Raw genomic sequence first — 24,977 nt, 5'->3', positions numbered from 1 at the left:
GGGCCGACTTCCTGTGCGGCGTCCACGGGAGGCCCGCCCAGTGGTTTCGGTGTGGGTGCTCCTGCTGCGGCGGTGTGCGGTCAGGTCCTGCGTAGGAGGTCGACCTCGCCGGCTTCCTACGCGGCGTTCGCCTTGGGGTCTGTTCGGTTGTGCCGGGGCCTTGCACAGGAAGTCGATGTGGCCGACTTCCTGTGTGGCGTTCTCCGGGAGGCCCGCCCAGTGGTCTCGGTGTGGGTGCTTCTGCTGCGCCGGCGTGTGGTTAGGTCCTGCGCGGGAAGTCGACCCAGCCGACTTCCTGCGCACGGGGCCTCGGGCGGCGGCCGCGGATCCAGTAGGCGGTGGCCTGCCCGAGGATGCGATGCCTGTCGGTGGGCGCGAGAAGTCGGCCGAGTCGACTTCTCGCTTTCTCGCTCAACCGGCCACCCGCACCACGTACTTGCCCGTCGCCCTCCCCGTCTCCATGGCGTCGTGGGCGGCGGGGACGTCGGTGAGGTCGGCCAGTTCGGTGACGGGGAGGGGGAGGTGGGCCTCGGCGAGGAAGTCCATGGCGCGGCGGATCGCGCGGGCCAGCTTCGCGGGGGCGGTGGCGGCCAGGCCGCGGTGGCTGAAGCCGGTGACGGTGAGGTTGCCGGCCATGAGGCGGCCGAGCGGCGGCAGGGCGTCGACGGCGCCGCCGCCCGCGTTGCCGAAGAGGACGATCCGGCCGCCGGGGGCGGCGAGGTCGAGGTCGGTCGGCAGGGCCGAGGTGCCGAGCGGGTCGAGGATCAGGTCGACGCCCTGCCCGTCCGTGGCCTTCCGGACGGCCTCGACCAGGTCCTCGTCGCGCGCGAACGCCGCGTCGTACCCGGCCGCGACGGCCGCCGCGGCCTTCTCCGGCCGGCCCACCGTGCCGAGCAGCCGGCCCCCGCCCAGCAGTGGCACCAACTGGGCGACGGCGCTGCCGATCCCGCCGCCCGCCGAGTGCACGAGCACGGTGTCGCCGGCGGTGAAGCGCCCCGCGTCGGTGAGCAGCAGGACGGACGTGGCCAGGCCCAGCGGGACGGCCGCGGCCTCGCGCAGCCCGACCCCGTCCGGGACGGGCACGGTGAGCGCGGCCTCGGCGACGGCGACCTCCGCCAGTCCGCCGCCGACCGGTGCGGCCACGACCCGGTCGCCGACCGCGAGCCCCGTGACGCCCTCGCCGAGCGCCCGGACCGTCCCGGCCACCTCCTTGCCCGGCAGGTACGGCCACTCGGAGGTGTAGCCGCCGTCACCGCGCCGCGCCATGACGTCGACGAAGTTGAGTCCGGCGTAGGCGACGTCGACGGCCACCTGCCCGGGGCCGGGCTTCGCCGTCTCGACGTCCTTGACCTGCGAGTTCTCCGCCCCGCCGGGTGCGGTCATCACGAGTGCGCGCATGTCGGTTCCCCCTGGAGCTACGATGTTCTACGAACGACGAAATTAGTACCACTCATCTTCGATGTTTGTCGAACATCGAAGGAGGACGCCGAACCTGGAGGCCCACCCGTGCCCCGCAGCACCAGCCGCCGCCGGACGGCGCTCGCGCACCCGGAAGTCGAGGACATCGACCTGCTCGACGTGCTGCACGCGCTCTCCGACCCCACCCGGATGACGATCGTGCGCACCCTCGCCGCCGAGCCCGAGCGCGCCTGCGGCACCTTCCCGGTGGACGTCGCGCCGTCCACGCTCAGCCACCACTTCAAGGTGCTGCGCGAGTCCGGCCTCATCCGCCAGCGCGAGGAGGCCAACCGCCGCCTCACCGCGCTGCGTTCGGCCGATCTGGAGGCGCGCTTCCCGGCCCTGCTGGCCACCGTCCTCGCCGCGTACGAGAGCGCCGAGTACGAGAGCACCACGTACGAGAGCGCCGCCGAGCCCGTGGAAGAGCCCCTGGAAGAGCCCAGGGAAGAGCCCCTGGAAGAGCCCGGCGGCGCCTGATCCCGAAGGTGCCGAGCTCAGCGCCGGCGCCAGACCATCCACCCCTGCTGCCGGTCGACCCGCTCGACGAACCATTCGGCCGGATGCCCCGGCCAGGCCGCCTCCGGCTCCGCGCCCTCGGTGGCCGGGGGCATGACGACCGCCGTGGCCGCCGCGGGGATCGGCCGGTTGCGCGGGTCGAGGTACCAGACGCGGCCCCGGTAGACCTCGAAGGCCTGCGTGCTGCGGATCCCCCAGTCGCCGTCCCAGCTGAACACGACGCTGTCGTCCGGGTGGAGGCCGGCCCGCTCGGTGAAGCCGGTGGCGAGGCTCCGGCGCCAGTTCGAGTGCGGGTAGCTGATCCGGTCGGTGATCGTGACGGTGGCGAACCCGGCGAACAGTGCCAGCGCGACGGCGAGCCAGACCGCCCGGCGCGAGGTGATCGTCCGCAGCAGGACCACGAGGCCGAGCACGGCGAACGCGACCGCGGTCGTCCGCATGATGTGCAGCGAGCTCCAGTCGCCGCCGAGGAACAGGGCGTCCGGCATGCCCCAGGCGACGAAGGCCTGCGTCTTGAGCAGCGGGCCGGCCGACAGCACCACCGCGCCGCCGAGTGCCAGCGTGAGCCCGGCCGCCCCGGCCAGGGTCCGGCCCAGGGCGCGGCCCCGGAGTCGGGCCAGTGCCGCGCTGCCGATCACGAAGGCCGCCGGGACGAGGCACGCCGTGTAGCGGGCGTACACCCAGTCGTCGATCCGCTTGTCGTCCGGCAGTGCGGCGGCCGCCGCCAGCGCGGTGCCGACGAGCAGCGCGACCAGCACTCCGCCGACGACCCGGTACGGCCGGGTGACGCGCTTGTCGAAGACGGCGAACAGGCAGATCACGACGGCCACTCCGGCGACTCCCCAGGTGGAGATGATGACGTACCAGATCTGGCCGGCCGTCCGGGTCAGGGTCCGCGAGGCCGCCTGCGGGTCGGTCAAGCCCTTCCACAGGAAGCCGCCGACGTCGCTGGCCGGCACGGTGAACCGCGCGCGTAGCCAGGAGTCCAGCAGCTTGGCGCCGAGGACGCCCGCCCCCAGCGAGCCGAGGCCCGCCACCGTCGAGCGCCACGGCGCCCAGCGCAGCAGCAGGACCCCGGCGAACACCACGCCGGTGAGGGCGACGACGACGCCGCCGCGGTCGTGCGTGGCCATCGCGTAGGCGGCGGTCAGCCCGGCGCCGGCGGCGTGCCACGCGCGGCGGCGGGTCGTGCCGTCCGCGAGCCAGCCGTGCAGGCAGAGCAGCCAGGCCAGGACGAGGACCGGCATGACGGTGTCCGTCAGTGCGAACTCCGAGTAGAAGACGAGCGGCGGCAGCAGCGCCGTCGCGGCGGCGAACGCGTACGCCTGGGGCCGTCCGAGGCCGAGGCGGCGCAGGCCGACCCAGGCCAGGGGGAAGACGAGCGCGTTGAGCAGGGCGTTGATGCCCATCACGAGGTGGTAGGCGGTGGACGGGTCGTCGGCGATGCGCAGGGCGGGGGAGATGAGCAGGGGGTATCCGCCCGGGATGACGACGCCGACGGGCATCTCGGTCGTGGGGTGTCCGGCCAGGACCCGGGCGAGGACGAGGTACGACTCCTCGTCGGGGTGGACGGACGGGTAGCTGAAGTCCCGCACGAGGTAGAGCCGGAACAGGACCTCGGCGAAGTACCCGGCGAACAGCACCCAGATGCGGAGCCAGCGCCTCGGGTCGGTCCGGCGCTCCGTGCGGTGCGGAGCGCCCTCGGCGATCCGGTCCTCGTCGGTGGCCGGTGCGGACGTCAGTTGCATGTGCCAACCCCTCCCCTGGTGATGCGGCTGTGTGCGCGGGGCGGGGCCGCCCCTGATGTCGCCCGACTATATATGTCGTCCAGCGTCATATGTAGTCGAGGTGGTCGAGGGGGTCGTTCCCGGCGGGTCCGAGGGGTCGAAAAGAATCTTGAGAAGCGCCTGCAACCGATCGCCGGGATGAACGTCTATGTCAGTGAGAAGCAGGGAGCCACGATCAAACTCCCGGGGTGCGCGGAAGTTGCAGCCCGCTCTCGACCAGCCATCAGCCATCAGTGCGCTGCTGCGGCATGCCCGCAGCGCGGCTCCAGGGGGGAACCATGTCCACCATCGTTCGTATCCGTCGTACCCGTCGCGCCGTCGTCGCTGCTGCCGCCCTGGGCGCAGCCGCTGTCTGCGGATCGGTCGTGGTCACCGCCCCGGCCGCCTTCGCGGCGGAGCCGTCGCACACCTCGCTCACCGTCCAGGCCCCGGCCTCGGTCGGGTTCGCCGGCGGGCCGGTCGCGTTCACCGAGAACATCACCAACTCGGGCTCGGAGGAGACCGGTTACAACCTGGAGCTGAAGACCACCACCGGGGCCGGAACGCCGCCGAACTCGATCGTCATCGACTACAAGGACCCGGCCGACGGCGCGTGGAAGTCGGTGCCGCTGGCGATGACCAGGGGCAACGAGAGCGTGGTGTACGAGGGGACGGTGATCGGACTCACCGTTCCGGCCGGTCGGACCCGCAAGGTCGACCTGCGGATCGGCGCGCCGATGGGCCTGGCCCACGACGGCGCCTCCAACGGCGGCTTCGATTCGATCACCCTGCGCTCCGACCTCACCACCCCGCCGCACCTCCACGACCGGGTGGAGGCCGAGGCGACCAGCACGATCAAGGTCACGTCGATCGGGAGCTCCCTCGCCCACGTGCCCGCCTCCGCCGTCGCGGGCGGCGCGCCGATCGAGTTCGACGCCGTCCTCGACAACCCCACGCCCTCCGACTACACCAACCTCGGCAACGTCCTGTTCGTCGACAAGCACGCGACCGTCCAGGTGCGGACGGCGGACGGGGGCTGGCGCACGCTGGACAAGGTGCCCGGTGACACGCCCGAGGAGCCGGTCGGCGTCTACCTCCAGGGGCGCGACTCCAGCCTCCGGGCGGGCGGCCACCTCGTGGCCCGGGTGCGGATGTCGTACGACGCGACGACCCCGGCGGGCGCCACCGAGGTGAACCCGTGCGTGTTCGTCAACGAGGGTCGGCCGTTCTGGGGGACCACGCTGTGCTCCACGGGCGCGAAGGTGCAGGTCCAGCCCGCGGGCACGAAGACGCCCGAGCCGACCCCGTCCTCCTCCGCCCCGAAGCCGGTTCCGTCCACCTCGGCCCCGTCGGCCCCGGCGCCCTCCACCCCGGCGTCCTCGGCCCCGGCCGTTCCCGTCGTGCCGGCCTCCGACGGCACCCCGAGCGCCCCGGCGGCGGCCCCGTCCACCACCCCCGCGCCGCAGGCCCCCGCCCCTCAGGCCCCGGCGGCCGACGCCCAGCTCGCCTCCACCGGTGCCGACCACACCACCGCCCTCCTCGGCGGCGGCCTCGCCCTGACGGGCCTCGGAGCCGGCGCCCTCTGGCTGCGCCGCGTGCTGCGCCGGGCCTGAGCGAACGCCAAGGAGCCCGTCACCCTCCCGGGTGACGGGCTCCAACCGCTCGGTGCGCTCCGTGCGGCGTCAGCGCAGCCGCGACGACGACAGGATCGATGCCAGGTGCGCCACCACCATGCCCCACGTGATCACCGTGATCCCCGCGAGCGCGGCCCGGGTCGGCGTCAGCCCGCCCACCGCCGCGTCCGCGACGGCCGCCGCGAGCAGCACCAGCGAGGCCTCGATGCCGTTCGTCACGCGGTGGATCTTGAACACCGACGCGAGCCGGCGGGCCGTCGCGATGCCCTGGGAGCGCGGCTGGGTCGACTCCTCGTCGGCCGGGGCCGCGCCGCTGCGGGCGCGGGCGACGTCCACCAGGTCCGTCGAGGCCTTCAGCAGCACCACGCCGAGCGCCGCCGCCAGCCCGGCCGACACCCACAGCTCCGACCCACCCCGGGCCGCCCGCACGCCCGCGCCGATCATTAGCGCGGCGTCCGCCAGGTAGGCGCCGAGGCGGTCGACGTAGACCCCGGCCATGCTGAACTGGCGCTTCCAGCGCGCCACTTCGCCGTCCACGCAGTCGAACAGCAGGAACAGCTGGAACAGCACCACCGCGAGCACGGCCCCCGTCAGGCCGGGGATCAGCAGGGCCGCCCCGCCGCCGACGCCGCAGACCACCATGACCCACGTGAGGGTGTTCGGCGACACCGAGGTCCGCACCAGCTGCCGGGTCGTGCGCAACGAGAGGCGGCGCATGTACAGCCGGCCCGCCCAGTGCTCACCGTTGCGACTCTGCAGCTTGGCCTGCGGCTGGCACACCTCGCGCAGCTCCGAAAGCGCCGGAGCAGCCACCATGACGAATCCCTCCACCGGTCCGGCGGGACCCGCCGGACGTCCTGTCCCGAAACGATCATCGAACGATCCACCACAGGGTAGAACCTGCCGGGACCCCGCCCGCGCACGGACGGCTGGACCCCGGACGTCGGGATCATGGAGATCCGGTGGGGGAGGTCGATGGGGCCGGCGGGAACGGGGACCGCGTGGAGGTCCGACGCTCCATCGGATCCGCCGACCCGCGCCGCCTGCCGCGCCGCCTACCGCGCCGCCGGGGGCGACCCGGAGGAGCGGCAGGCGGTGCACGCGCGTGACGTCACGCATCCGCGCGACCGGGCACGCGGGGAGCGGATCCGCGTCCGGGACCTCACGCCACCGCGAGCGTCGGCACCGGCGCCCCGCCGCGGTGCAGCAGGGCCCGCTCGGTCGCCGTCCACACCCCCGACGTCACCAGGTACAGCGCCGCCGCCAGCGGCACCAGCGCCGCGAACAGGACCGTCCCGAACGACAGGTACGGCAGGAACGCCGCCCCCGGCTGGGCGGTCTGCGCCGCCGCTGCCGCGCGCCGGGCCCGGCGGAAGTTCACGTACCCGACGGCCGCCAGCCCCGCGTACAGCACGCCGAACACCGCCAGCTGCCCGACGCCGTGGGCGTTCGCGACGTGCAGGCCGAGCGGGGTGCCGAACACGGTGTGGCCCTGCAGGTCGTCGGAGGTGGTGAACAGCCGGTACATCACCGAGAAGAACGGGATCTGCACGAGCGCCGGCAGGCAGCCGGCCAGCGGCGAGACCTGCTCCTTCTGGTGCAGGTCCGCCATCGCCTCGCGGAGCTTCTCCGGGCGGTCCTTGTGCTTGCGGTTCAGCTCGGCGATCTTCGGGGCGAGGCGGGCGCGGTCCTTCTCCCCGCGCGCCGCGGCCCGCGCGAGCGGGTGCAGGGCGAGGCGAACGGCGACGGTGAACAGGACGATCGCGAGCGCGGTCGGGACGACGTGGGCGAGCCCGGCGACGACGGTGTGGGCGACGGCGACGGCAGGGTCGAGAACGGCGAGAACGGACATGGTGGAGCGAGCCCTCCGGGGTCTCGGGACATGGGTGATCGACGGAGGGCGGCCGCGGGGAACGGCGGGGATGGGGAACCGGACTGGGGAACCAGCCGGAAGCCGGGCGGCAAGACCCGGCCGGAGAACCGGACTGGGAACCGCGCCGGACGGACCCGGGCGCTACGCGGCCGCCGGGGCCGCGCCGGGTGCCCTGGGGCGTCGCCGGCCCCGGGCGTCCGGATCGCGCTGGGACAGGAAGGCCGTACGGAACGCACGGCGCCGCAGCATGCCGTTGCGGACGGCGGCGGGAGCGCGCGCCCCCAGCAGCCGGGCCCCGGCGAGCGTGCCCGCGACGGCACCGGCCAGCAGCACCACGGCGGCGACGGTCGCCACCGAGGCGAGCGATCCGCCCTCGGTGAGCAGCTCGCCGGTCAGCACCCGGAGCAGGCCGAACAGCATCGCGATCACGGTCACGGTGTGCTCCCTTCGCTCGGTGCCCGGCGGACTCACCCGGCGGACTCGCCTGACGGACTCGCAGGACGGTGACGACGATCGTACGACGTTCCGGCTTCCGGCGTACACGAGATGTCCCGGTGGATGCCCGGAGCGGGCGCGGAGGAGGCACCGCCGGAGGTGTAGCCGGCTGTGCTACACGGGGCTACCTTGGAAGGGTGAAGACGATTACCCAGCGGGAGTTCCGGAACAACTCCGCCGCGGTGATGGACGCCGTCGAGGCGGGGGAGACCTTCCACATCACCAGGAACGGGGTCGAGGTCGCCGAGCTGCGGCCGGTGTCGAACCGGCGACGGCTCACGGCGGAGGAGCTGGTCGCGCGGCACGTGAAGCTGCCGCGCGTGGACTACCAGCAGATGCGCAAGGAGGCCGAGGAGGACTTCGGCTCCGAGGAGCTGGTGGGCGACGACGGCGACGACCCGTTCGAGCGCCGGCGTGGCTGAGCGCCGGCGGGCCTCCCGGCGCCGGCCCGCCGGGGTCCTCGACACGTGCGTCTACATCGACCTCGCGCTGCTCAGCCCGGCCGACCTGCCCGCCGTGCCGGAGCTCACCGCGATCACCTTCGCCGAACTCCAGCAGGGCGTGTCGATGGCCCGCGACCCGATCAGCCGGGCGGCCCGCCTGGAGGTGCTCGGCGCCGCGATGGCCGACTTCGACCCGCTGCCGTTCGACGCGGCCGCCGCCGCCCGCTACGGCACCCTCGTCACCCTCACCATCGCGGCCGGGCGCCAGCCCCGCCCGCGCCGGATCGACCTCATGATCGCCGCCGTCGCCTCCGCCCACGGCCTGCCGCTCTACACCCGCAACGTGGCCGACTTCCGCGGACTGGCGTCGGCGGTGGAGGTCATCGGCGTGTGACCGGCCGCGTCGGCCGCGCCACCCATGCCGGCCGCGTCGGCCCGGCGCCCGAAGGCCGCCCGTTCGTACCGCGGGCGTGCTTGCAGCAAGCGGATCCATCGCCGCCGCCCGCCGCCCGCCGCCCGCCGGTCTCCGGTGCCGGCAGGCGGCAGCACGCGTACTCCGTACTACCCCGCCCCGTCAGCCCAGGCGCACCGTCGTGCCCGTGGCGGCCGAGGTGCGGGCCGCTTCCAGGACGGTGAGCGTGGCGACCGCGTCGTGCGGGTCGACCGGGGCCGGGGTGCCGGGGTCGGCCAGGGCGGCGGCGATGCCCGCGTAGAAGGCCGGGTAGTCGCCCGGGTCGGTGGGGAGGGGGATCGGCGCCTCGTCGGTGCCGAGCGTGCCGTAGTGCGCGGGCTGGTCGGCGCCCCACGGACGGTCGCCGTCGGGGCGCAGGCCGGAGCGCAGGTCGGCCTCCTGCGGGTCCATGCCGGACTTGACGTACCCGGCGGCGTCGCCGAGCACCCGCAGCCGGGGCCCGAGCAGCGGGGTGAGGGCGCTCGTCCACAGGTGGGAGCGGGTGCCGGAGGCGTGGGTGAGGGCCAGGAACGCGTCGTCGTCCACGACCGCGCCGTCCCGCCGGACGTCGATCTCCGCGTACACCGTCTCGACCGGCCCGAACAGCGTCAGCGCCTGGTCGACCAGGTGGCTGCCCAGGTCGTACAGGGTGCCGCCGGCCTCGGCCGGGTCGGCGAGCTCGCGCCAGCCCGGCTTCGGCTTCGGCCGGAAGCGCTCGAACCGGGACTCGAACCGGTGCACCCGGCCCAGCGCGCCGCCCCGGACGAGGCGGGCGGCGGTCAGGAAGTCGCCGTCCCAGCGGCGGTTCTGGAAGACCGAGAGCAGGACGTTCCGCGACTCCGCCAGCCGGCACAGCTCCAGCGCCTCGGCGGCGGTGCCGGCCAGCGGCTTGTCGACGACGGTGGCCAGCCCGGCGCGCAGGGCGGCGCGGGCGAGCGGGGCGTGGGTGCGGTTGGGCGAGGCGATGACGACCAGGTCCAGCGCGTCCGGGTCGGCCAGCAGCTGCTCGGGCGTGTCGACCGCGCGGGCGCCGGGGTGTTCGCGCTGCAGCTGCGCGCGGCGCTCCGGGTTGGCGGTGACCACGGCGTCCAGCCGCAGGCCGGGGGTGGTCGCGATGAGCGGGGCGTGGAAGGCGGAACCGGCCAGGCCGTAGCCGATCAGGCCGACGCGGAACGGGCGGGGGGTCTCGTCGGGGCTCATGCGTCCACTCAATCACGGGCGGTCCGGCCGTCCCGTCCAGCCATGTCGCGGCTGCGGGGCGGTTCCGGGGCCGCTCCGGGGCGGCCCCGGAACCGCCCCGGCCGCGTGCCCGGCCCCGTTCCGGTGAACGGACCGTGCTGCCGTCGTTCAGGCGTGCCGATTAGGCTGTGCCGCGTCAGGGCCTTCGCAAGACGTCGCAACACTTCGGGAGACACGCACGTGGCAGACCGCAAGCCCATCGAGTCCTGGCTGACCGACATGGACGGCGTCCTCATCCACGAGGGCACGCCGATCCCCGGCGCGGAGGAGTTCCTGCGCCGGCTCCGGGAGTCCGGCAAGCCGTTCCTGGTCCTCACCAACAACTCCATCTACACCCCGCGCGACCTCAGCGCCCGCCTGGCCGGCATGGGCCTTGAGGTCCCCGAGGAGTGCATCTGGACGTCGGCCCTGGCGACCGCCAAGTTCCTCAAGGGCCAGCGGCCCGGCGGCACCGCGTACGTGATCGGCGAGGCGGGTCTCACCACCGCGCTCTACCAGGCCGGTTACGTGCTGACCGACAACAACCCGGACTACGTCGTCCTCGGCGAGACCCGCACCTACAGCTTCGAGGCGCTGACCAAGGCGATCCGCCTGATCAACCAGGGCGCCCGGTTCATCTGCACCAACCCCGACGAGACCGGCCCGTCCACCGAGGGCGTGCTGCCGGCCACCGGCTCGGTCGCCGCGCTGATCACCAAGGCCACCGGCGTCGAGCCGTACTTCGTCGGCAAGCCCAACCCGCTGATGATGCGCGAGGCGCTGAACAGCGCCGGCGCCCACTCCGAGAGCGCCGTCATGATCGGCGACCGGATGGACACCGACATCGTCGCGGGCATGGAGGCCGGCATGGAGACGATCCTGGTGCTCACCGGCCTGACCGCCGCGGCCGACGTGGAGCGCTTCCCGTACCGGCCGACCCGCGTGGTCAAGTCGATCGCGGACCTGGTCGAGCTGATCTAGCGTCCTGATCCAGCTTTTGCGGTGCCGAATCGGGCTCCGTCTCCCGCCGCCAGCCGGAGACGGAGCCCTTTGCGTGCGCGGAACTCGTACGTGTGGGGAGGAACGGACGGATGGTCACCACGGGGGAGCCGGCGGCCGGGGAGAAGCGGGTCACCTGGGCCGAGCTCTACTTCGACCTGGTCTTCGTCTTCGCGGTCACGCAGGTCTCCGGCCTGCTGCACCACCACCACGACTGGCGGGGCGTCGCCGAGGCGCTCGTCGTGTTCGTGCCGGTGTACTGGTGCTGGGTCGGCACGACGGTGCAGGCCAACATCCGGGACGTGGACAACCTGCGGGACCGCGTCGGCATCCTGCTGGTCGGCCTGGCGGGCCTGTTCATGGCGCTCGCCGTGCCGGGCGCGTGGGGCGGGCGGGGCGTGCTGCTCGGCGCCGGGTACTGGCTCGCGCGGGTGGTGCTGGTCGTCCTGCTGATGCGCGTCCCGGGCGTCTGGCGCGGCCCGTACGGGGTCGGGGTGCTGGTCAGCGGGCCGCTGCTGGTGGTCGGCGGACTGCTGCCGGACGGGCCGCGGCTCGCGCTGTGGGCCGCGGCGGCGGCGTGCGACCTCGCCGCACCGGTGCTGTTCCGGCGGCGGCTCGCGGCGGTGGCGTACCACCCGTCGCACATGCCGGAACGGTTCGCGACCTTCCTGCTGGTCGCGCTCGGCGAGTCGATCGTCGGGATCGGCGCGACGGCCGCCCGGGCCCGGCTGGACGCGCCCGAACTCACCGCCGTCGCGGCCGCGTTCACCATCTCGGCGGGCCTGTGGTGGCAGTACTTCGTCTACGCGGCGGACGCCATGCGGCACGCCGTCGAGGTCACGGACTCGCGCCGGGACGTCGTCCGGCGGATCTTCCAGTACGGGCACCTGGCGCTCGTCGCCGGCGTGATCGGCGTCGCGGTCGGCTTCGGCGAGACGGTCGCGGACCCTTGGCGCGCGCTCGGTCCCGGTGCGGTGGCGCTGCTGTACGGCGGCTGCGGGCTGTACCTGCTGACCTTCGGCTACACCCGGTGGATGATGTTCCGCAAGGTGGCGACCACGCGCATCACCGCGGCGCTGCTGGTGCTGGGCCTGCTGCCCGCGATGATCAACCTGCCGGCGCTGGCGGTACTCGTGGCTCTGGCGGTGCTGCTGGTGGCGCTCAACGTGGTGGAACACCTCATCGTGGCGCGGGTCGCCACAGGGGAGCCAGGGGAGGCAGGGGAGGCAGGGGAGGCACCGGAAGCCTCACCGGCTGCCATCCCCACCCCCTCCTCGCCGTCCGCCCCCGCTGCTGCGGAGTGATGCGTCGCCGTTCTCGCCGTCATCTCCACCCCTTCCACACTCCCCGCCCCCGCTCCTGCGGAGCGAGCTGTCGGTGGGCCTGTGTAGCGTTCGGGGTGCAAGAGGGCGTGCGGCCGAACAGCCGCTGTGTGGGAGGTAGATGTCGTGACGGACACGGTCGAGGCGAGCACGGTCGAGGCCGGCGCGGGCGGTGGGCTGGAGCTGCCCGGGTCCTGGCGCGAGGTGCTGGGCGCCGAGACGGAGAAGCCGTACTTCGCCGAGCTGGCGGCCTTCGTGGCGGCCCAGCGGGCGGAGCACCAGGTGTTCCCGCCGAGCGGCCAGGAGTTCGCCGCGCTGGAGGCCACGCCGTACGAGAAGGTCCGGGTGCTCGTGCTCGGCCAGGACCCGTACCACGACGACGGCCAGGCCCACGGCATGAGCTTCTCGGTGCTGCCGGGCACCAGGACGCCGCCGTCGCTGCGCAACATCTTCAAGGAGATGGACGCCGACCTCGGCATCCCCGCTCCGGACAACGGCTACCTGATGCACTGGGCCGAGCAGGGCGTGCTGCTGCTCAACGCGGTGCTCACCGTCCGCGCGCACGAGGCCAACTCGCACAAGGCGAAGGGCTGGGAGAAGTTCACCGACGCCGTGATCAAGGCGGTGAGCGAGCGCGAGGAGCCGGTGGTCTTCGTGCTGTGGGGCAACTACGCGAAGAAGAAGCTGCCGCTGATCGACACCACCAAGCACGTGGTGGTGCAGGGCGCGCACCCGTCCCCGCTGTCCGCCAAGCTGTTCTTCGGCAGCCGCCCGTTCTCGCAGATCAACGCCGCGCTGGAAGGGTTCGGCGCCGACGCCATCGACTGGCGGATCCCGAACCTCAAGAAGGACTGACCCGCGGCGCACCGGCCGGCCGGTCAGTCGGCCGGTTGGTCTGCCGGTTGGTCGGTCAGTCTGCAGGTCGGACGGACGATCGGCCGGACGGACGGGCCCGACACCCCGTCCGTTCGTGTCCATCCGCCGTTCACCGCGGGTGGCCGCCGGGCTGCGGCCGGTGTGCTTAGCTGGTGCCCGACCGGGTCGCCGGACCCGGTCCGGGGAGGGGCGGCACGTGCGCCGGGTTGGGCGGATATCGGGTGTCCGGTGGGCCGTGGGGGCGGCCCTGACGGGACTGTTGGCGGCTACGGCGGGCTGTGGCGGATCGGGACCGGGGGGTGGTCCGACGCCCTCCGGGGCGCCACCGAACTCCGCCGCGCAGACGCCTGCGCCACCATCCCCACAGGCGGACGGGGGCCTCGCCCAACTGCCCAACCAGACCTTCTACGTCTCCGACCAGACCTCCGCCGCCCGCCAGTCGGCCGCCCTGCGCGGCCAGGGCCGGACGGCGGAGGCGGCCGACCTGCTGCGGATCGCGGCCCAGCCGTCCTCGCAGTGGCTCGGCGAGCAGAACGCCCCGAGCATCGCGGAGCAGGTGAGCCGCCGCGCGGCCGCGGTCGACCGGACGCCGGTCTTCGTCGCCTACGACATCCCGCACCGCGACTGCGGCCAGTACTCGGCCGGCGGCGCCGCCGACGCCGCGTCGTACCGGGCCTGGATCACCGGTGTCGCGGAGGCGCTGGGCGACCGCAAGGCCTGGGTGATCGTGGAGCCGGACGCCGTCGCCCACACCCTGGACGCGTGCGGGGTGAAGGGCGATCTCGCCGCCGAGCGGTACGGACTGCTGGCCTTCGCCGTCCAGGAGCTGAAGAAGCGTCCGCAGGTGCGGGTGTACCTGGACGCGGGCAACCCCGGCTGGTCGCAGGACCCTTCGGCGATGGCGGACGCGCTGCGCAAGTCCGGGGTCGCCGTCGCGGACGGCTTCGCGGTGAACGTCTCCAACTTCTACGGCACCGACGCCAACGCGGCGTACGGCGGACAGCTGTCGGCCGCGCTGGGCGGGAAGCACTTCGTCGTCGACACCAGCCGCAACGGCAACGGCCCGCTGGGCGGCGACTCCTGGTGCAACCCGCCGGGCCGCGCGCTCGGCGAGCCGCCGACGACCGACACCGGCCGGCCCGGGGTGGACGCCTACCTGTGGATCAAGAACCCGGGGGAGTCCGACGGCGAGTGCGGCCGGGGCGAGCCCCGGGCGGGCGAGTTCTGGCTGCCGTACGCGCTGGGGCTGGCGAGGGCGGCCCGCTGACCCGTCCGCGGGCGTTGAGCCGTCCGCGGGCCGTTGAGCTGTCCGCGGGCCGCCTCCCGGCGGTCCAGGAGGGTCAGCCCGTCACCTGGATCCAGCGTGCGACGGACGGGGTACCGGCGGAGTCCGTCAGGAACAGCATGTACCAGCCGGGCGGCAGCAGGTTGGGGTTGCCCGGCAGCGTGAGCGAGACGCCGTCCGCCGTGCGGCCGGTGATGTCCAGGGCCACCGACCGCTGCTCGACGTCCGTCACGTGGGTGACCGAACTCGGCCGGATCAGCTTGGCCGTGGTGACGGCGTCCGGGCGCGCCGCGCCGACGGTGACGGTGCTGCCGAGCCTGGCCCCCTCGGGCGCGGCGGTGACCTGCGGGCGGTCGCCGTGGTACAGGTACGGCGGGGTGTAGATCTCGATCCGCTGCTCGAAGCCGCCGGGCGTGGTGTTGGCGTCGTCGGCGAAGAGCGGGTTGGAGCCGAGCACGGCGACCCGGCCGTCGGGGAGCAGCAGCGCCTCGGAGTGGTAGTCGCGGCCGACGGTCGGTTCGGCGGCCTTGGTGAAGGTGTTGGTGCCGGGGTGGTAGACCTGCGCCTTGAGCAGGTCGCTGCCGCTCTTGCCGCGGTAGCCGCTGGAGCCGCCGGTGGTGAAGACGGTGTCGTCCGGCAGGATCACGCTGTTGAGGTACCGGGTGCCGCCGGCGGGCAGGTCGGGACCGGGGGTGAAGGCGGGCTCCGGCGCGGAGAGGTCGGCGATGTCCGTGCGGGCGCTGGACAGCGGCGACTCGCCGACGCCCCCGCCGCCGAGCACCATCACCTTCTGCGCCTGCGCGGGCGGCAGCAGCACCGAGGACGAGGTCTCGGTGAGGCCGGGGTCGCGCAGGCCCGGGACGGGCTGGAAGCCGTTGTTCGTCAGGTCCCACAGGCCCGGCTCGCGGCCCTTGTCGGCGGGGCCATAGCCGGCGTTGGAACCGGAGTAGAAGAGCTTGCCGGAGGTGGTCAGGAAGAGCGACGGGTAGGTGGGGAAGTAGCGGTCGGGGGCCTTGGCCCAGGTCTTGGACCTGGGGTCGTAGACCTCGTTGTCGTTGCCGTTGAGGATCTGTCCGGTGTCGTCGAGGCCGGACACCGTGACCACCCGGCCGTCGCCGAGCCCGGTGAGCGTCGGGTACCACCGGGCGTGGGTCATGTCGGTGACCTGCTCGTACAGTTCGGTGTCCGGGTTGAACTCGAACGCCGCGCGGATGCCCTGGTATTCCTGCTTCTCCAAAGTCATCTTGTCGTTCATGCCGTACAGGTTGTGGGCGTCCACGCCGCTCAGGCCCTTGATCCGGTACTGCGCACGGGCGTCGGTGAGGTAGTCCTTGCCCTCCCCGACGGCCTCGACGAACACGTGCTGCTCGCTGGCCGTCACGACGGTTCCGGTGCCCGAGCCGGTCTTCACCGCGGCCGGGACGGTCACGTCGGCGGTGGAGGCGTACTCGCGGCCGTTCGGGGCGACGAAGACGGTGCCCTTGGGGAACGTCCGGGCGCGTTCGGGGCTCTCGTTGCGCACGCGCATGGTGCCGGCGGCCTTCTTCACGGCGCCGTCCAGCTTCTCGTACCGCTGGGTGCCGCCGGCGACCAGCACCCGGCCGTCGGGCAGCGAGGTGTGGCCGCCGCAGAACATGTCGTCCGGGGTCGGGACGAGCTTGTAGGTGTTCTTCGCCGGGTCCCAGAGGAGGCTCTTGAACGTGCCCGCGCCGAAGGCCTTCTCGTCGTTGCCGGAGCCGGCCACGACCAGGACCTTGCCGGTGCGCAGGAGCGTGGCGTGGACGGCGTTGACCCGGAACTCGGCGGGCAGCGTGAGGGTCTGCCAGTGGCCGTACTCCGCCTTGTACTCCGGACGGTTGATCACGTACTGGTGGTACTGGTCGGAGGCGAAACCGAGGACGGCGGGCGCGTTCATCCCGGCCACGGTCAGGGCGACCGTGCTGCCGAGGGCGAAGCGCCTGGTCCGTCCGGCGTTGTGGATCTTCACGGTGATCGGTCCCCTCGTGGGCCGGTTCGACGGGTGGCTGTTCGGCAAGTGGCTGCTCGGTGGGTGGCTGTTCGGTGGGTGGCTGTTCGGTGGGTGATCGCGGTGAACGCCCGACGGGCAGCCGCTCGGCGGGCATTCGCTCAGCGGGTGGAGGAGGGCTCGGCCTGCCGGGGCTGCGGCGGCCTCCGGAGTTCCAGCGTGGGCTGGTCGAGGCCCGAGTGGTCCCGCGACTCCCGGTCGAGTGCGGCGGGGTCGAGTGCGGCGGGGTCGAGGAGGACCGGCCGGCGCAGCTGGACGGTGGGCTGGTCCACCCGGACGGCGGTGGCCGAGGGGCCGCCCCCGGTCACGGTGAGCGTGGCCGTGGGCCTGGCCCGCCGGCGCCGGACGGTGTCCGCGGCGGTCACCAGCAGGGGCAGCAGCGTCAGGACGAGGGCGATGAACGCCCAGGTGCGCATGGCCGCGTGGTCGTGGCCGGTGAAGAAGGACGCGACGATCGCGGCCCCGAACACGACCGTCCAGAACAGGTGCAGCCGGAACGTGGAGAACCGGTCGGGGCTGGCCGAGCCGCCCTTCGGTGTGACGACGAAGCGGCTGCGCAGCCGCAGCGCGGCCTGCACCAGGGCGGCCGCGTAGACCGGCCCGGAGAGCGCCGACATCACCATGCCCGCGACCCCGGAGGAGCCGGCCGGCTCGTGCGGGCTCACGTTGTGCTTGCGGTTCCAGGTGTAGAGCAGGAGCTGGAGCGCGGCGGCGTCGCTGTAGAGCATCATCCAGATCTCCGAGGAGACGTGGACGCCGGACGCCCCGAAGACGAGGTAGAGCACACTGGAGACCGCCCCGAGGAGCCAGGTCAGCGCCGCCATCGGGTAGAAGCAGACCATCAGCGAGTAGTTGAGCAGCCGCCCGGGGGAGAGCTTCCACATCACCCGCCAGTACTGGGTGAGCAGGGTCTCGTACGTGCCGCGGCTCCAGCGCAGTTGCTGGGAGAAGAAGTCGGTCCAGGAGGACGGGCCCTCGCCGACCGCCAGGACGTCCGGGGTGTAGACGGACTTCCAGCGGGCACCGGTCCGGGGGTTGCGGCTCCGGTGGAACTCCAGACCGGTCGCCATGTCCTCCGTGATGGAGTCGTACAACCCGCCGATCGACTGGAGCGCGCCGATTCGCACGGCGTTGTTCGTGCCGACGAACATCGGCGCCCCGTAGCGGTTTCCGGCGCGCTGAATCAGCGCGTGGAAGAGGTACTGCTGGCTCTCGGAGAATTTGGTGACCGCCGAGCCCGAGCTGCGGTAGTTCCCGTACACCTGGGGGCCGACGACGAATGCCACGTCGGGGTCGCGGAAGTAGCCGAGCATGCGCTCGCAGAAGTCCGGCAGCGGGACGTGGTCGGTGTCGACCGACACCCAGAAGTCGTAGTCGTCGCCGTGCGCCTGGAGCCAGGCGTTGTAGTTGCCGTGCTTGGTCTTGGCGCGGAACCTGCCCTCGGGCCGGTTCCAGTGCGGCCGGCCGAAGCGGCTGAAGTGGCGGACGCCCAGCTCGGCGCAGAGCGCGCGCATCGCAGGATCGTTTCCCTCGTCCAACAGCCAGACGTCGTAGGGGCCTTCGTGCCGCACGGCGAGCGCGGCGGTGAGCGTGGCCCGGACCATCTCCGCGGGCTCCTTGCCCGGCACACAGGTGGTGAGGAAGGCGACCCTGGTGCCGCGCTCGGGCGTGACCGGGACGGGATCGCGGGCGACGAGGGTGGCGTGGGCGTTGGAGACCACGTTGACCAGCCGGAACACCTCGACGACGGCGATGATCCCGATCATCACCTTGTCGGCGGTGAGCAGCCACGCGTCCGTCTCGCCGGGGCGCTCGGGCCAGTGTTCGGGCAGTAACAGCCAGACCAGCAGCACCGCTTCCACGAGCGGGGCGGCCACCAGCAGCAGGGCGGCGCGGATCCGGTGCGGCTCGCGGCGCAGCAGGCTGCGGTACTGGATGCGGTAGGGCGCGGATCCGGTGCCGGGCTCGGCTTCCGTTTCCGCGTCGGTTCCGGTACCGGTGTCGGTGCGGGCGCCGTCGTCGGGGTGTATTCGGGTGTCGGTCCAGTTGTCGGCCCAGGCGTCGGTCCAGGCGTCGGTCCGGTAGACCCCGTCGCCGGGGTCGAGGGCCGGTCCGGCGAGTCGGCTGAAGTGGGCGTAGTCGTACGGGGCTTCGGGGGCCGGTACGTCGGCCAAGGCGTCGTCGATCCGTGTACTGCCGCCGCCGTCGGCCGTCTCGGCGTCTTTCCGCCGCGAGAACGGCAAGGTCATGGTTGCTCCCCCCGGAGTCGTGCGTCGACTGGCTGCGCCGCCGCTTCGGAGCCGCCCGGGGCAGAACACTGCCCGGTGAACTGCGGTGGGTCAGGCAGTTTCCGGGCTATTCGTCACATAAACCGTGAGCAATCAATTCTATTGTGTGACTACATGGCGTGTAACTGCGCGACCGGCTTCGAATGCGGGATCCCGGAGCACTTCCCGGTTTCCCCTCCGGGTGTGCGGGATCCTTGGCGTGCTCAACTCTCCCGGAGGGTCGCGGTGATCGCAACCGATCTGAGAGATGATCAGTGCGCAAGCGTGAAGATACTACGGTTCCAAGCCAAACCGGAGTGCCGAAGTGATATTGGCGCGGATTGGACGCGTCCGGCGCATCGGGGCCCGCTCCGGTCGAATGAGCGGGCGAAGAGCGGACTTCGCGTTGAGGCCCTCTCTTCGCCATCTCCGTTTCTCGACAAGTAACTTGACGCTACGTCAGCAATGGGGCTCCGGTCGCTGCGCGCACCTCTTCGAGGGTTCTGCCGGGTGCCGTCTCCACGAGGAGCAGCCCGGCCGGCGTCACGTCCACGACCGCCAGGTCGGTGACGATCCGGTCCACGACCCGCCGCCCGGTGGCGGGGAGCGTGAGCTCCTCGACGATCTTCGGTGAGCCGTCCCTGGCCGTGTGTTCCATGACGACGATCAGCCGCCGGGCGCCGTGCACGAGGTCCATCGCGCCGCCCATGCCCTTGACCGTCTTCCCGGGGATCATCCAGTTGGCGAGGTCGCCGGCCGCCGACACCTGCATCGCGCCGAGCACCGAGACGTCGATCCGGCCGGCCCGGACCATGCCGAAGGAGACGGCCGAATCGAAGTACGAGGCGCCCGCCGCGACGGTCACGGTCTCCTTGCCCGCGTTGATCAGGTCGGCGTGCTCGGCGCCGTCGGCCGGGTACGGGCCCACGCCCAGGACGCCGTTCTCCGAGTGCAGCACCACCTCCACGCCCGGCGGGAGATGGTCGGGGATCAGGGTGGGCAGGCCGATGCCCAGGTTCACGTACTCCCCGTCGCGCAACTCCCTCGCGGCGCGCGCGGCAAGGGCGTTCCGGGGGTCGGGTGCCTTGCGGGGGTTGGATGCATTCCGGGGGTCGAGTGCCTTGCGGGGGTCGAGCGGTGTCGCGGCGGTCATCGGCTCAGGCCTGCTCTCGTGTGGCGGTGGCGGTGGCGGTGGCGGTGGCGGTGGCGGTGGCGGTGGCGGTGGGGGTGGGGGTCGGGGCGGTGGGGGTGCCGGGCGTCGCTGGCGTTGCGCGGACCGTGCGGCGCTCGATCCGCCGGTCGGTGGGGTCCGCGGCCACGACCCGGTCGACGTACACGCCGGGGAGGTGCACGGCGTCCGGATCCAGCGCTCCCGGTTCGACGATCCGGTCGGCCTCGACCACGGTGATCCGGGCCGCCGCCGCGCAGAGCGGGTTGAAGTTGCGGGCGGCCGCGTGGAAGACGCAGTTGCCGTGCCGGTCCGCCGCCTCGGCCCGGACGAGCGCGAAGTCGGCCGTGATCGCCTCCTCCAGGAGGTGGCGCCGGCCGCCGAACTCCCGGACCTCCTTGGCCGGCGAGGCGAGCGCGACCGTTCCGTCCGCCGCGTACCGCCAGGGGAGCCCGCCCTCCTCGACCTGGGTGCCGACGCCCGCCGGGGTGTAGAACGCCGGGATGCCCGCCCCGCCGGCCCGCAGCCGCTCGGCCAGCGTGCCCTGCGGCGTCAGCTCCACCTCCAGTTCGCGAGAGGTACTGCCGGGCGAACTCCTTGTTCTCGCCGACGTAGGAGGACGTCATCCGGGCGATCCGGCCCGCCCGCAGCAGCAGGCCCAGCCCCCAGTCGTCCACCCCGCAGTTGTTGGAGACCACGCGCAGCCCGGTGGCCCCGGCGTGCACCAGGGCGCCGATCAGCGTGCTGGGGATGCCGCAGAGGCCGAAGCCGCCGACGGCCAGCACGGCGCCGTCGGGGATGTCCCGGACCGCGTCGGCAGGGGAGTCCATGACCTTGTCCAAAGGAGCACCTCGTGAGGGGAGTTGTGGGCGGACGAGTCGCGAGCAGGGAACGCCGGTCCTTCCACGGTGTCCGGCCCCGCGCCGTCGCGGCCATGGCTGCTGCCGCCATGGCCGGCTGCGGATCCGTGTCAGGAGGGCACACCGTGGCAAGCGCGTGGCGCCCGTGCCGCCTCCGGGGCCCGACGGTATGGCGGTCGCAGCCACACCACGACCGGCTGATGCGTCGTCCGGGCACATGTCGCCGGTCTCGCCGCACACCTACGGTTCCGGCATCCACCCGCCGCACCCCCAGGAGTCGGTCACCATGCGCAGCTCGACAGCCCCCACCAGGACCGCGGCCCGTCGGGCCCCGACCGGCGGACCGGGGCGGCGGCTCGCCGCGCTCGCGGCCTGCGTCCTGCTCGCCGCGGGCTGCGCCAAGGCCGGCACCGCCGGGACGGGCGCGGCGGACGGCGGCGGTGTGAAGAGCCCGGTCAAGGTCGGCCTGGTGTACTCCAGGACCGGCCCGCTGGCCGCCTACGGAAAGCAGTACGTGGACGGCTTCAAGGCGGGTCTGGACTACGCGACCAAGGGCACCGGCGCGGTCGACGGACACCGGATCGAGGTCGAGGAGCAGGACGACGCGGGCGACCCGGCCAAGGCGGTGTCCGCCGCCAAGGACCTGATCGGCAAGGGGCACAAGATCCTCGCGGGCTCCACCGCCTCGGGCGTCGCCCTCCAGGTCGGCCCGATCGCCGCCCAGAACAAGGTGCTCTTCATCAGCGGCCCGGCCGCCGCCGACAAGATCACCGGCCTGAACCGGTACACCTTCCGCTCCGGCCGCCAGTCCTACCAGGACATCCGCACCGCCGCCTCGTTCATCGGCGATGCCAAGGGCAGGAAGGTGACGGTGCTCGCCCAGGACAACGCCTTCGGCCAGGCCAACGTGGCCGCCGTCAAGGACGTACTGGGCGCCCAGAGCGCGACGGTCGAGCAGGTGCTCGCCCCGCCGAGCGCCACCGACCTCACCCCCTTCGCCACCCAGGCCGGGAACGCCAGGCCCGATCTGCTCTTCGTCGCCTGGGCCGGCGACACCGCGTCGGCCCTGTGGACGGCGCTCAGCCAGCAGGACGTGTTCTCCGGCACCAAGGTCGTCACCGGCCTCGACCTGGCCGCCTCCTACCCGCTGTTCGGTCCGGCCGGCGAACGGATCTACTTCCTGAACCACTACTTCGCCGGTGCCGCCGGAACCCCGGTGGAGAAGGCCATGACGGACGCCGTGACCGCCGCCGGGGGCAAGACCGACATCTTCACCCCCGACGGCTTCACCGCCGCGCAGATGATCGTCCACGCCGTCGAGGCCGCCCACGGCTCCGCCGAGGACACTTCGGCCCTGGTGAAGGCCCTGGAGGGCTGGAGCTTCGACGGGGTCAAGGGCCGGACCACCGTCCGCGCCGAGGACCACGCCCTGCTCCAGCCGATGTTCCAGGTCCGGCTGACCGGCACCGGCGCCGATGCCAGGCCCTCCGTGGCGAAGGCCCTCACCGCGGACGAGGTCGCGCCCCCGGTCGCCCCGATGGCGGGCTGATCCGATGCCCGCTCCGGCTCTGCCCACTCCCTCCCCGCCCGTGACCACCTCCGTTCTGAGTCTGGACGGACTCGGCTGGTCCGTCCGCGGCGTCCCGATCGTCGAGGACGTCTCCTTCTCCGTAGCCGAAGGCGAGTTCATCGCCTTCATCGGCCCCAACGGGGCCGGCAAGACCTCCCTGTTCAACCTGATCTCCGGCATCTACCCGGCGACCCACGGCCGCCTTCGCCTCGACGGCGCCGACATCACCGCCGAGCCCGTCCACGCCCGCGCCCGCCGCGGACTCGGCCGGACCTTCCAGACCTCCTCCCTCTGGCCGGGCACGACCGTCGCCGACCACGTCCGTCTCGCCGCCCAGGCGTCCGCCGGGCCGGGCGCCTCGTACCGGCTCTGGCGCCGCGCCGACCGCTTCGCCGACCAGGTGGACGAGACCCTCCGCCGCACCGAACTCGCCCACCGGGCCGACACCGTGGCAAGCGCGCTCTCCCACGGCGAGAAGCGCAAGCTCGAACTGGCCGTCCTGCTGGTCTCCGACCCCCGACTCATCCTGCTGGACGAGCCGATGGCCGGGGTGAGCGCCGAGGAGGTGCCCGCCCTCACCGCGCTGATCCGCTCGGTGCACCGGGACCTCGGCCGGACCGTCCTGATGGTCGAGCACCACATGGACGTCCTGCTCGGCCTCGCCGACCGCCTCGCGGTGATGCACCACGGCACTCTGCTCGCCCTGGGCACCCCGGAGGCCGTGATGGCCGACCCCACCGTCCAACAGGCCTACCTGGGCGAGGCGTTGTGACCGGCCTTCCTCCTCTCCTCTCCGTTCGCGATCTGCGCGTGGTCGTCAACGGGCTGCACATCCTGCACGGCGTCGACCTGGACGTCGCCCCGGCCGGGGTCACCGCGCTCCTCGGCCGCAACGGCGCGGGCAAGACCACCACCGTCAGGGCCGTCATGGGCCTGGTGCCCCGAACGGGCAGCATCCTCTTCGCCGATACGGAGATCTCCTCTCTTCCGACTCATCTGGTGGTTCGCCACGGCATCGGCTACGCCCCCGAGGACCGGGGGATCTTCGCCGGCCTGACGATCGCCGAGAACCTCCGTGTCGCCGAGCGCGGCGCTCCCGGCGGCGAACCGGACTACGCCCTCGTCCACGAACTCTTCCCCGAACTGAGGAAGCGGTCCGCACAGTTGGCGGGCACCCTCTCCGGCGGCCAGCAGCAGATGGTGGCGATCGCCCGGACGCTGCTCAACCGCAACCGGCTGATCATCGCCGACGAGCCGACCAAGGGCCTGGCCCCGAAGGTCGTCGCCGAGGTGGCCGACGTGCTGGCCCGCGCGGCCGAGGCCGTGCCCGTCCTCCTGGTCGAGCAGAACCTCGCCCTCGTGCGCCGGCTCGCCGGTACCTGCGTCGTCCTGGCCGACGGCCGTACCGCCCACCAGGGCGACACCGTCGCGCTGGTGGCCGACGAGGAGGCCGCCCGTCGCCTGCTCGGCGTCGGCACCCGCCGGTCGGCCGTCCTGGCCGACGGCCGTACCGCCCACCAGGGCGACACCGTCGCGCTGGTGGCCGACGAGGAGGCCGCCCGTCGCCTGCTCGGCGTCGGCACCCGCCGGTCGGTCGCGGCGGCCACGGCCTCGGCGGCCATGCCCGCGGCTGCCGCGCCGGCGGCGGCCCCGCCCTTGGGAGCTCCGAGCGTCTCCGCCGTCACCACGGAGGTGAAGCCCTGATGGACACCATCGTTCTCCTCTCCTGCACTGGACTCGGTCTCGGTGCGCTGTACTTCCTGATCGCCTCCGGTCTGTCGCTGATCTTCGGTTTGATGGACGTGCTCAACTTCGCGCACGGCGCCCTGCTCTCGATCGGCGCCTATGCCACCTGGTGGGCCGGCACCGAGGCCGGTCTCTCCTTCTGGCTCGCCGTGCCCTTCGGCACCCTCGTCGGGACGGCCACCGCCGTCCTGCTGGAGCTCTCCCTGATCCGGCCGCTCTACAGCCGGCCGCGCGACCAGATCCTCGCCACCGTCGGGGCCGGGCTCGCCGTCCCCGCCCTGCTGATGGGGGTGTGGGGCGCGGACGCCCGCCCCTTCCCCCAGCCCGCCGCCCTCGCCGGCACCTGGCACGTGCTCGGCGCGACCGTCCCGGTCAACCGCTTCGTGCTCGTGGCCGCCGCCGCGGTGCTGTTGCTCACTCTTCGGTTGTTCCTCGCCCGCACCCGCTACGGGCTGATCGTCCGGGCCGGCGTCGAGGACCGGGCGATGGTCACGGCGCTCGGCATCGACGTCCGTCGGGCCTTCACCCTCGTCTTCGCCATCGGCGGGGCCGCCGCCGCGCTCGGCGGGGCCCTCGGCGGCCTCTACTTCGGTTCGGTCACCCCCGGCCAGGGGACCGGCCTGCTCGTCTTCGCGTTCGTCGTCGTCGTGATGGGCGGCCTGGGCTCGGTCACCGGCGCCGCCGTCGCCTCGGCCGGCGTCGGTCTCGTCCAGCAGTTCGCCAACTACTACACCGGGGCGGGGCTCGGCGACCTCTCCGTCGTCGTCCTGCTCGCCGTCCTGCTTCTCGTCCGACCCCGTGGACTCACCAGGAGGCTCGCGTGAGCGCCGAAACACCGATCACGAGCACCGGTGGCATGACGGCCGACCGAACCGCCGCCACCCTGGCAGGGGGGACTGACACCAGCCCTGCCGGGACCACCATGTCAGCAGAGGGGACTGACACCAGCTCCGCCGACACCGACACTGTGGCAGGGGGGACTGACACCGGCCCTGCCGTGACCA

20 protein-coding genes and 2 pseudogenes are annotated in these 24,977 nt (G+C 73.0%); 12 read left to right on the top strand and 10 right to left on the bottom strand.

Translation table 11 applies throughout. The annotated features are described in order from the left end of the window. Positions 1–411: 411 nt before the first annotated feature. The gene (locus tag ACFVSN_RS32875; RefSeq protein ID WP_387957251.1) at positions 412–1,398 is read right to left on the bottom strand and encodes a zinc-binding alcohol dehydrogenase family protein; all 987 of its coding nucleotides are present in this window, start codon (positions 1,396–1,398) and stop codon (positions 412–414) included. Between the two features lie 108 nt (positions 1,399–1,506). On the opposite strand from ACFVSN_RS32875, the gene ACFVSN_RS32870 reads away from it, so the two are divergent. Further along, positions 1,507–1,935: an ArsR/SmtB family transcription factor gene (locus ACFVSN_RS32870; protein ID WP_380501507.1), complete on the top strand. Its 429-nt coding sequence runs from the start codon at positions 1,507–1,509 to the stop codon at positions 1,933–1,935. A 17-nt stretch (positions 1,936–1,952) separates the two neighbouring features. On the opposite strand, the gene ACFVSN_RS32865 is transcribed toward ACFVSN_RS32870, so the two are convergent. Further along, positions 1,953–3,722 (bottom strand): hypothetical protein, encoded by a 1,770-nt coding sequence (locus ACFVSN_RS32865; RefSeq protein ID WP_387957249.1) that lies wholly within the window; start codon positions 3,720–3,722, stop codon positions 1,953–1,955. A 317-nt stretch (positions 3,723–4,039) separates the two neighbouring features. On the opposite strand from ACFVSN_RS32865, the gene ACFVSN_RS32860 reads away from it, so the two are divergent. Then, entirely contained in the window at positions 4,040–5,353 is a 1,314-nt protein-coding gene (locus ACFVSN_RS32860; protein WP_387957247.1) for a hypothetical protein, read from the top strand. 69 nt (positions 5,354–5,422) lie between these two features. On the opposite strand, the gene ACFVSN_RS32855 is transcribed toward ACFVSN_RS32860, so the two are convergent. The 3 genes from ACFVSN_RS32855 to ACFVSN_RS32845 form a co-directional block, all read right to left on the bottom strand. Next, a complete protein-coding gene (locus ACFVSN_RS32855; protein ID WP_380435180.1) occupies positions 5,423–6,190 on the bottom strand; it encodes a CDP-alcohol phosphatidyltransferase family protein in 768 nt (255 codons plus the stop codon). Between the two features lie 346 nt (positions 6,191–6,536). After that, positions 6,537–7,226, bottom strand: a complete 690-nt coding sequence (locus ACFVSN_RS32850; RefSeq protein WP_387957245.1) for a YidC/Oxa1 family membrane protein insertase — start codon at positions 7,224–7,226, stop codon at positions 6,537–6,539. A 162-nt stretch (positions 7,227–7,388) separates the two neighbouring features. After that, entirely contained in the window at positions 7,389–7,682 is a 294-nt protein-coding gene (locus ACFVSN_RS32845) for a DUF6412 domain-containing protein (RefSeq protein WP_380435182.1), read from the bottom strand. A 197-nt stretch (positions 7,683–7,879) separates the two neighbouring features. Here ACFVSN_RS32845 and ACFVSN_RS32840 point away from each other — a divergent pair, with 197 nt between their 5' ends. Together ACFVSN_RS32840 and ACFVSN_RS32835 are read left to right on the top strand one after the other, a co-directional pair. Then, the gene (locus ACFVSN_RS32840; protein WP_387957243.1) at positions 7,880–8,164 is read left to right on the top strand and encodes a type II toxin-antitoxin system Phd/YefM family antitoxin; all 285 of its coding nucleotides are present in this window, start codon (positions 7,880–7,882) and stop codon (positions 8,162–8,164) included. After that, the gene (locus ACFVSN_RS32835; RefSeq protein ID WP_359960592.1) at positions 8,157–8,579 is read left to right on the top strand and encodes a type II toxin-antitoxin system VapC family toxin; all 423 of its coding nucleotides are present in this window, start codon (positions 8,157–8,159) and stop codon (positions 8,577–8,579) included. Before ACFVSN_RS32840 ends, ACFVSN_RS32835 begins: the two co-directional genes overlap by 8 nt. Before the next feature lie 180 nt (positions 8,580–8,759). Here ACFVSN_RS32835 and ACFVSN_RS32830 read toward each other — a convergent pair whose 3' ends face one another. Then, complete coding sequence (locus tag ACFVSN_RS32830) at positions 8,760–9,836, bottom strand: Gfo/Idh/MocA family oxidoreductase (RefSeq protein WP_380435184.1); 1,077 nt, start codon at positions 9,834–9,836, stop codon at positions 8,760–8,762. A gap of 219 nt (positions 9,837–10,055) precedes the next feature. Between ACFVSN_RS32830 and ACFVSN_RS32825 the strand changes: the two genes are divergently transcribed. The 4 genes from ACFVSN_RS32825 to ACFVSN_RS32810 all read left to right on the top strand — a co-directional run bounded on the left by ACFVSN_RS32825 (position 10,056) and on the right by ACFVSN_RS32810 (position 14,318). After that, entirely contained in the window at positions 10,056–10,835 is a 780-nt protein-coding gene (locus ACFVSN_RS32825) for an HAD-IIA family hydrolase (RefSeq protein ID WP_380435185.1), read from the top strand. A 110-nt stretch (positions 10,836–10,945) separates the two neighbouring features. Next, positions 10,946–12,157 carry a low temperature requirement protein A gene (locus ACFVSN_RS32820; protein WP_387957241.1) on the top strand — a complete coding sequence of 404 codons (1,212 nt, stop codon included), beginning with the start codon at positions 10,946–10,948 and terminating at the stop codon, positions 12,155–12,157. 144 nt (positions 12,158–12,301) lie between these two features. Next, positions 12,302–13,030 (top strand): uracil-DNA glycosylase, encoded by a 729-nt coding sequence (locus ACFVSN_RS32815; RefSeq protein WP_380435187.1) that lies wholly within the window; start codon positions 12,302–12,304, stop codon positions 13,028–13,030. 280 nt (positions 13,031–13,310) lie between these two features. Next, on the top strand, positions 13,311–14,318 hold the full coding sequence (locus ACFVSN_RS32810; RefSeq protein ID WP_380435188.1) for a glycoside hydrolase family 6 protein: 1,008 nt from the start codon (positions 13,311–13,313) through the stop codon (positions 14,316–14,318). Positions 14,319–14,391: 73 nt separating this feature from the next. Here the strand turns inward: ACFVSN_RS32810 and ACFVSN_RS32805 are convergent, their stop codons facing one another. The 4 genes and pseudogenes from ACFVSN_RS32805 to ACFVSN_RS32790 all read right to left on the bottom strand — a co-directional run bounded on the left by ACFVSN_RS32805 (position 14,392) and on the right by ACFVSN_RS32790 (position 20,639). Beyond that, positions 14,392–16,251, bottom strand: a complete 1,860-nt coding sequence (locus ACFVSN_RS32805) for a galactose oxidase-like domain-containing protein (protein WP_387957320.1) — start codon at positions 16,249–16,251, stop codon at positions 14,392–14,394. A 212-nt stretch (positions 16,252–16,463) separates the two neighbouring features. Beyond that, positions 16,464–18,611, bottom strand: a complete 2,148-nt coding sequence (locus ACFVSN_RS32800; RefSeq protein ID WP_387957238.1) for a glycosyltransferase family 2 protein — start codon at positions 18,609–18,611, stop codon at positions 16,464–16,466. A 472-nt stretch (positions 18,612–19,083) separates the two neighbouring features. After that, on the bottom strand, positions 19,084–19,782 hold the full coding sequence (locus ACFVSN_RS32795; protein WP_387957236.1) for a 3-oxoacid CoA-transferase subunit B: 699 nt from the start codon (positions 19,780–19,782) through the stop codon (positions 19,084–19,086). A 4-nt stretch (positions 19,783–19,786) separates the two neighbouring features. After that, positions 19,787–20,639: pseudogene (locus tag ACFVSN_RS32790) on the bottom strand (CoA transferase subunit A). 304 nt (positions 20,640–20,943) lie between these two features. Here ACFVSN_RS32790 and ACFVSN_RS32785 point away from each other — a divergent pair. The 4 genes and pseudogenes from ACFVSN_RS32785 to ACFVSN_RS32770 all read left to right on the top strand — a co-directional run bounded on the left by ACFVSN_RS32785 (position 20,944) and on the right by ACFVSN_RS32770 (position 24,797). After that, a complete protein-coding gene (locus tag ACFVSN_RS32785; protein ID WP_387957234.1) occupies positions 20,944–22,206 on the top strand; it encodes a substrate-binding domain-containing protein in 1,263 nt (420 codons plus the stop codon). A 4-nt stretch (positions 22,207–22,210) separates the two neighbouring features. Beyond that, positions 22,211–22,999 (top strand): ABC transporter ATP-binding protein, encoded by a 789-nt coding sequence (locus tag ACFVSN_RS32780; protein WP_380501487.1) that lies wholly within the window; start codon positions 22,211–22,213, stop codon positions 22,997–22,999. Next, positions 22,996–23,703, top strand: a pseudogene (locus ACFVSN_RS32775) (ABC transporter ATP-binding protein); the annotation flags it as partial. The gene ACFVSN_RS32780 and the pseudogene ACFVSN_RS32775, both read left to right, overlap by 4 nt. 227 nt (positions 23,704–23,930) lie before the next feature. Next, on the top strand, positions 23,931–24,797 hold the full coding sequence (locus ACFVSN_RS32770) for a branched-chain amino acid ABC transporter permease (RefSeq protein WP_387957232.1): 867 nt from the start codon (positions 23,931–23,933) through the stop codon (positions 24,795–24,797). The last annotated feature ends 180 nt before the right edge of the window (positions 24,798–24,977 follow it).

This window comes from Kitasatospora sp. NPDC057904 (assembly GCF_042887925.1).
Lineage (GTDB): Bacteria > Actinomycetota > Actinomycetes > Streptomycetales > Streptomycetaceae > Kitasatospora.
This window is presented reverse-complemented; position numbering and strand designations above follow the sequence as displayed.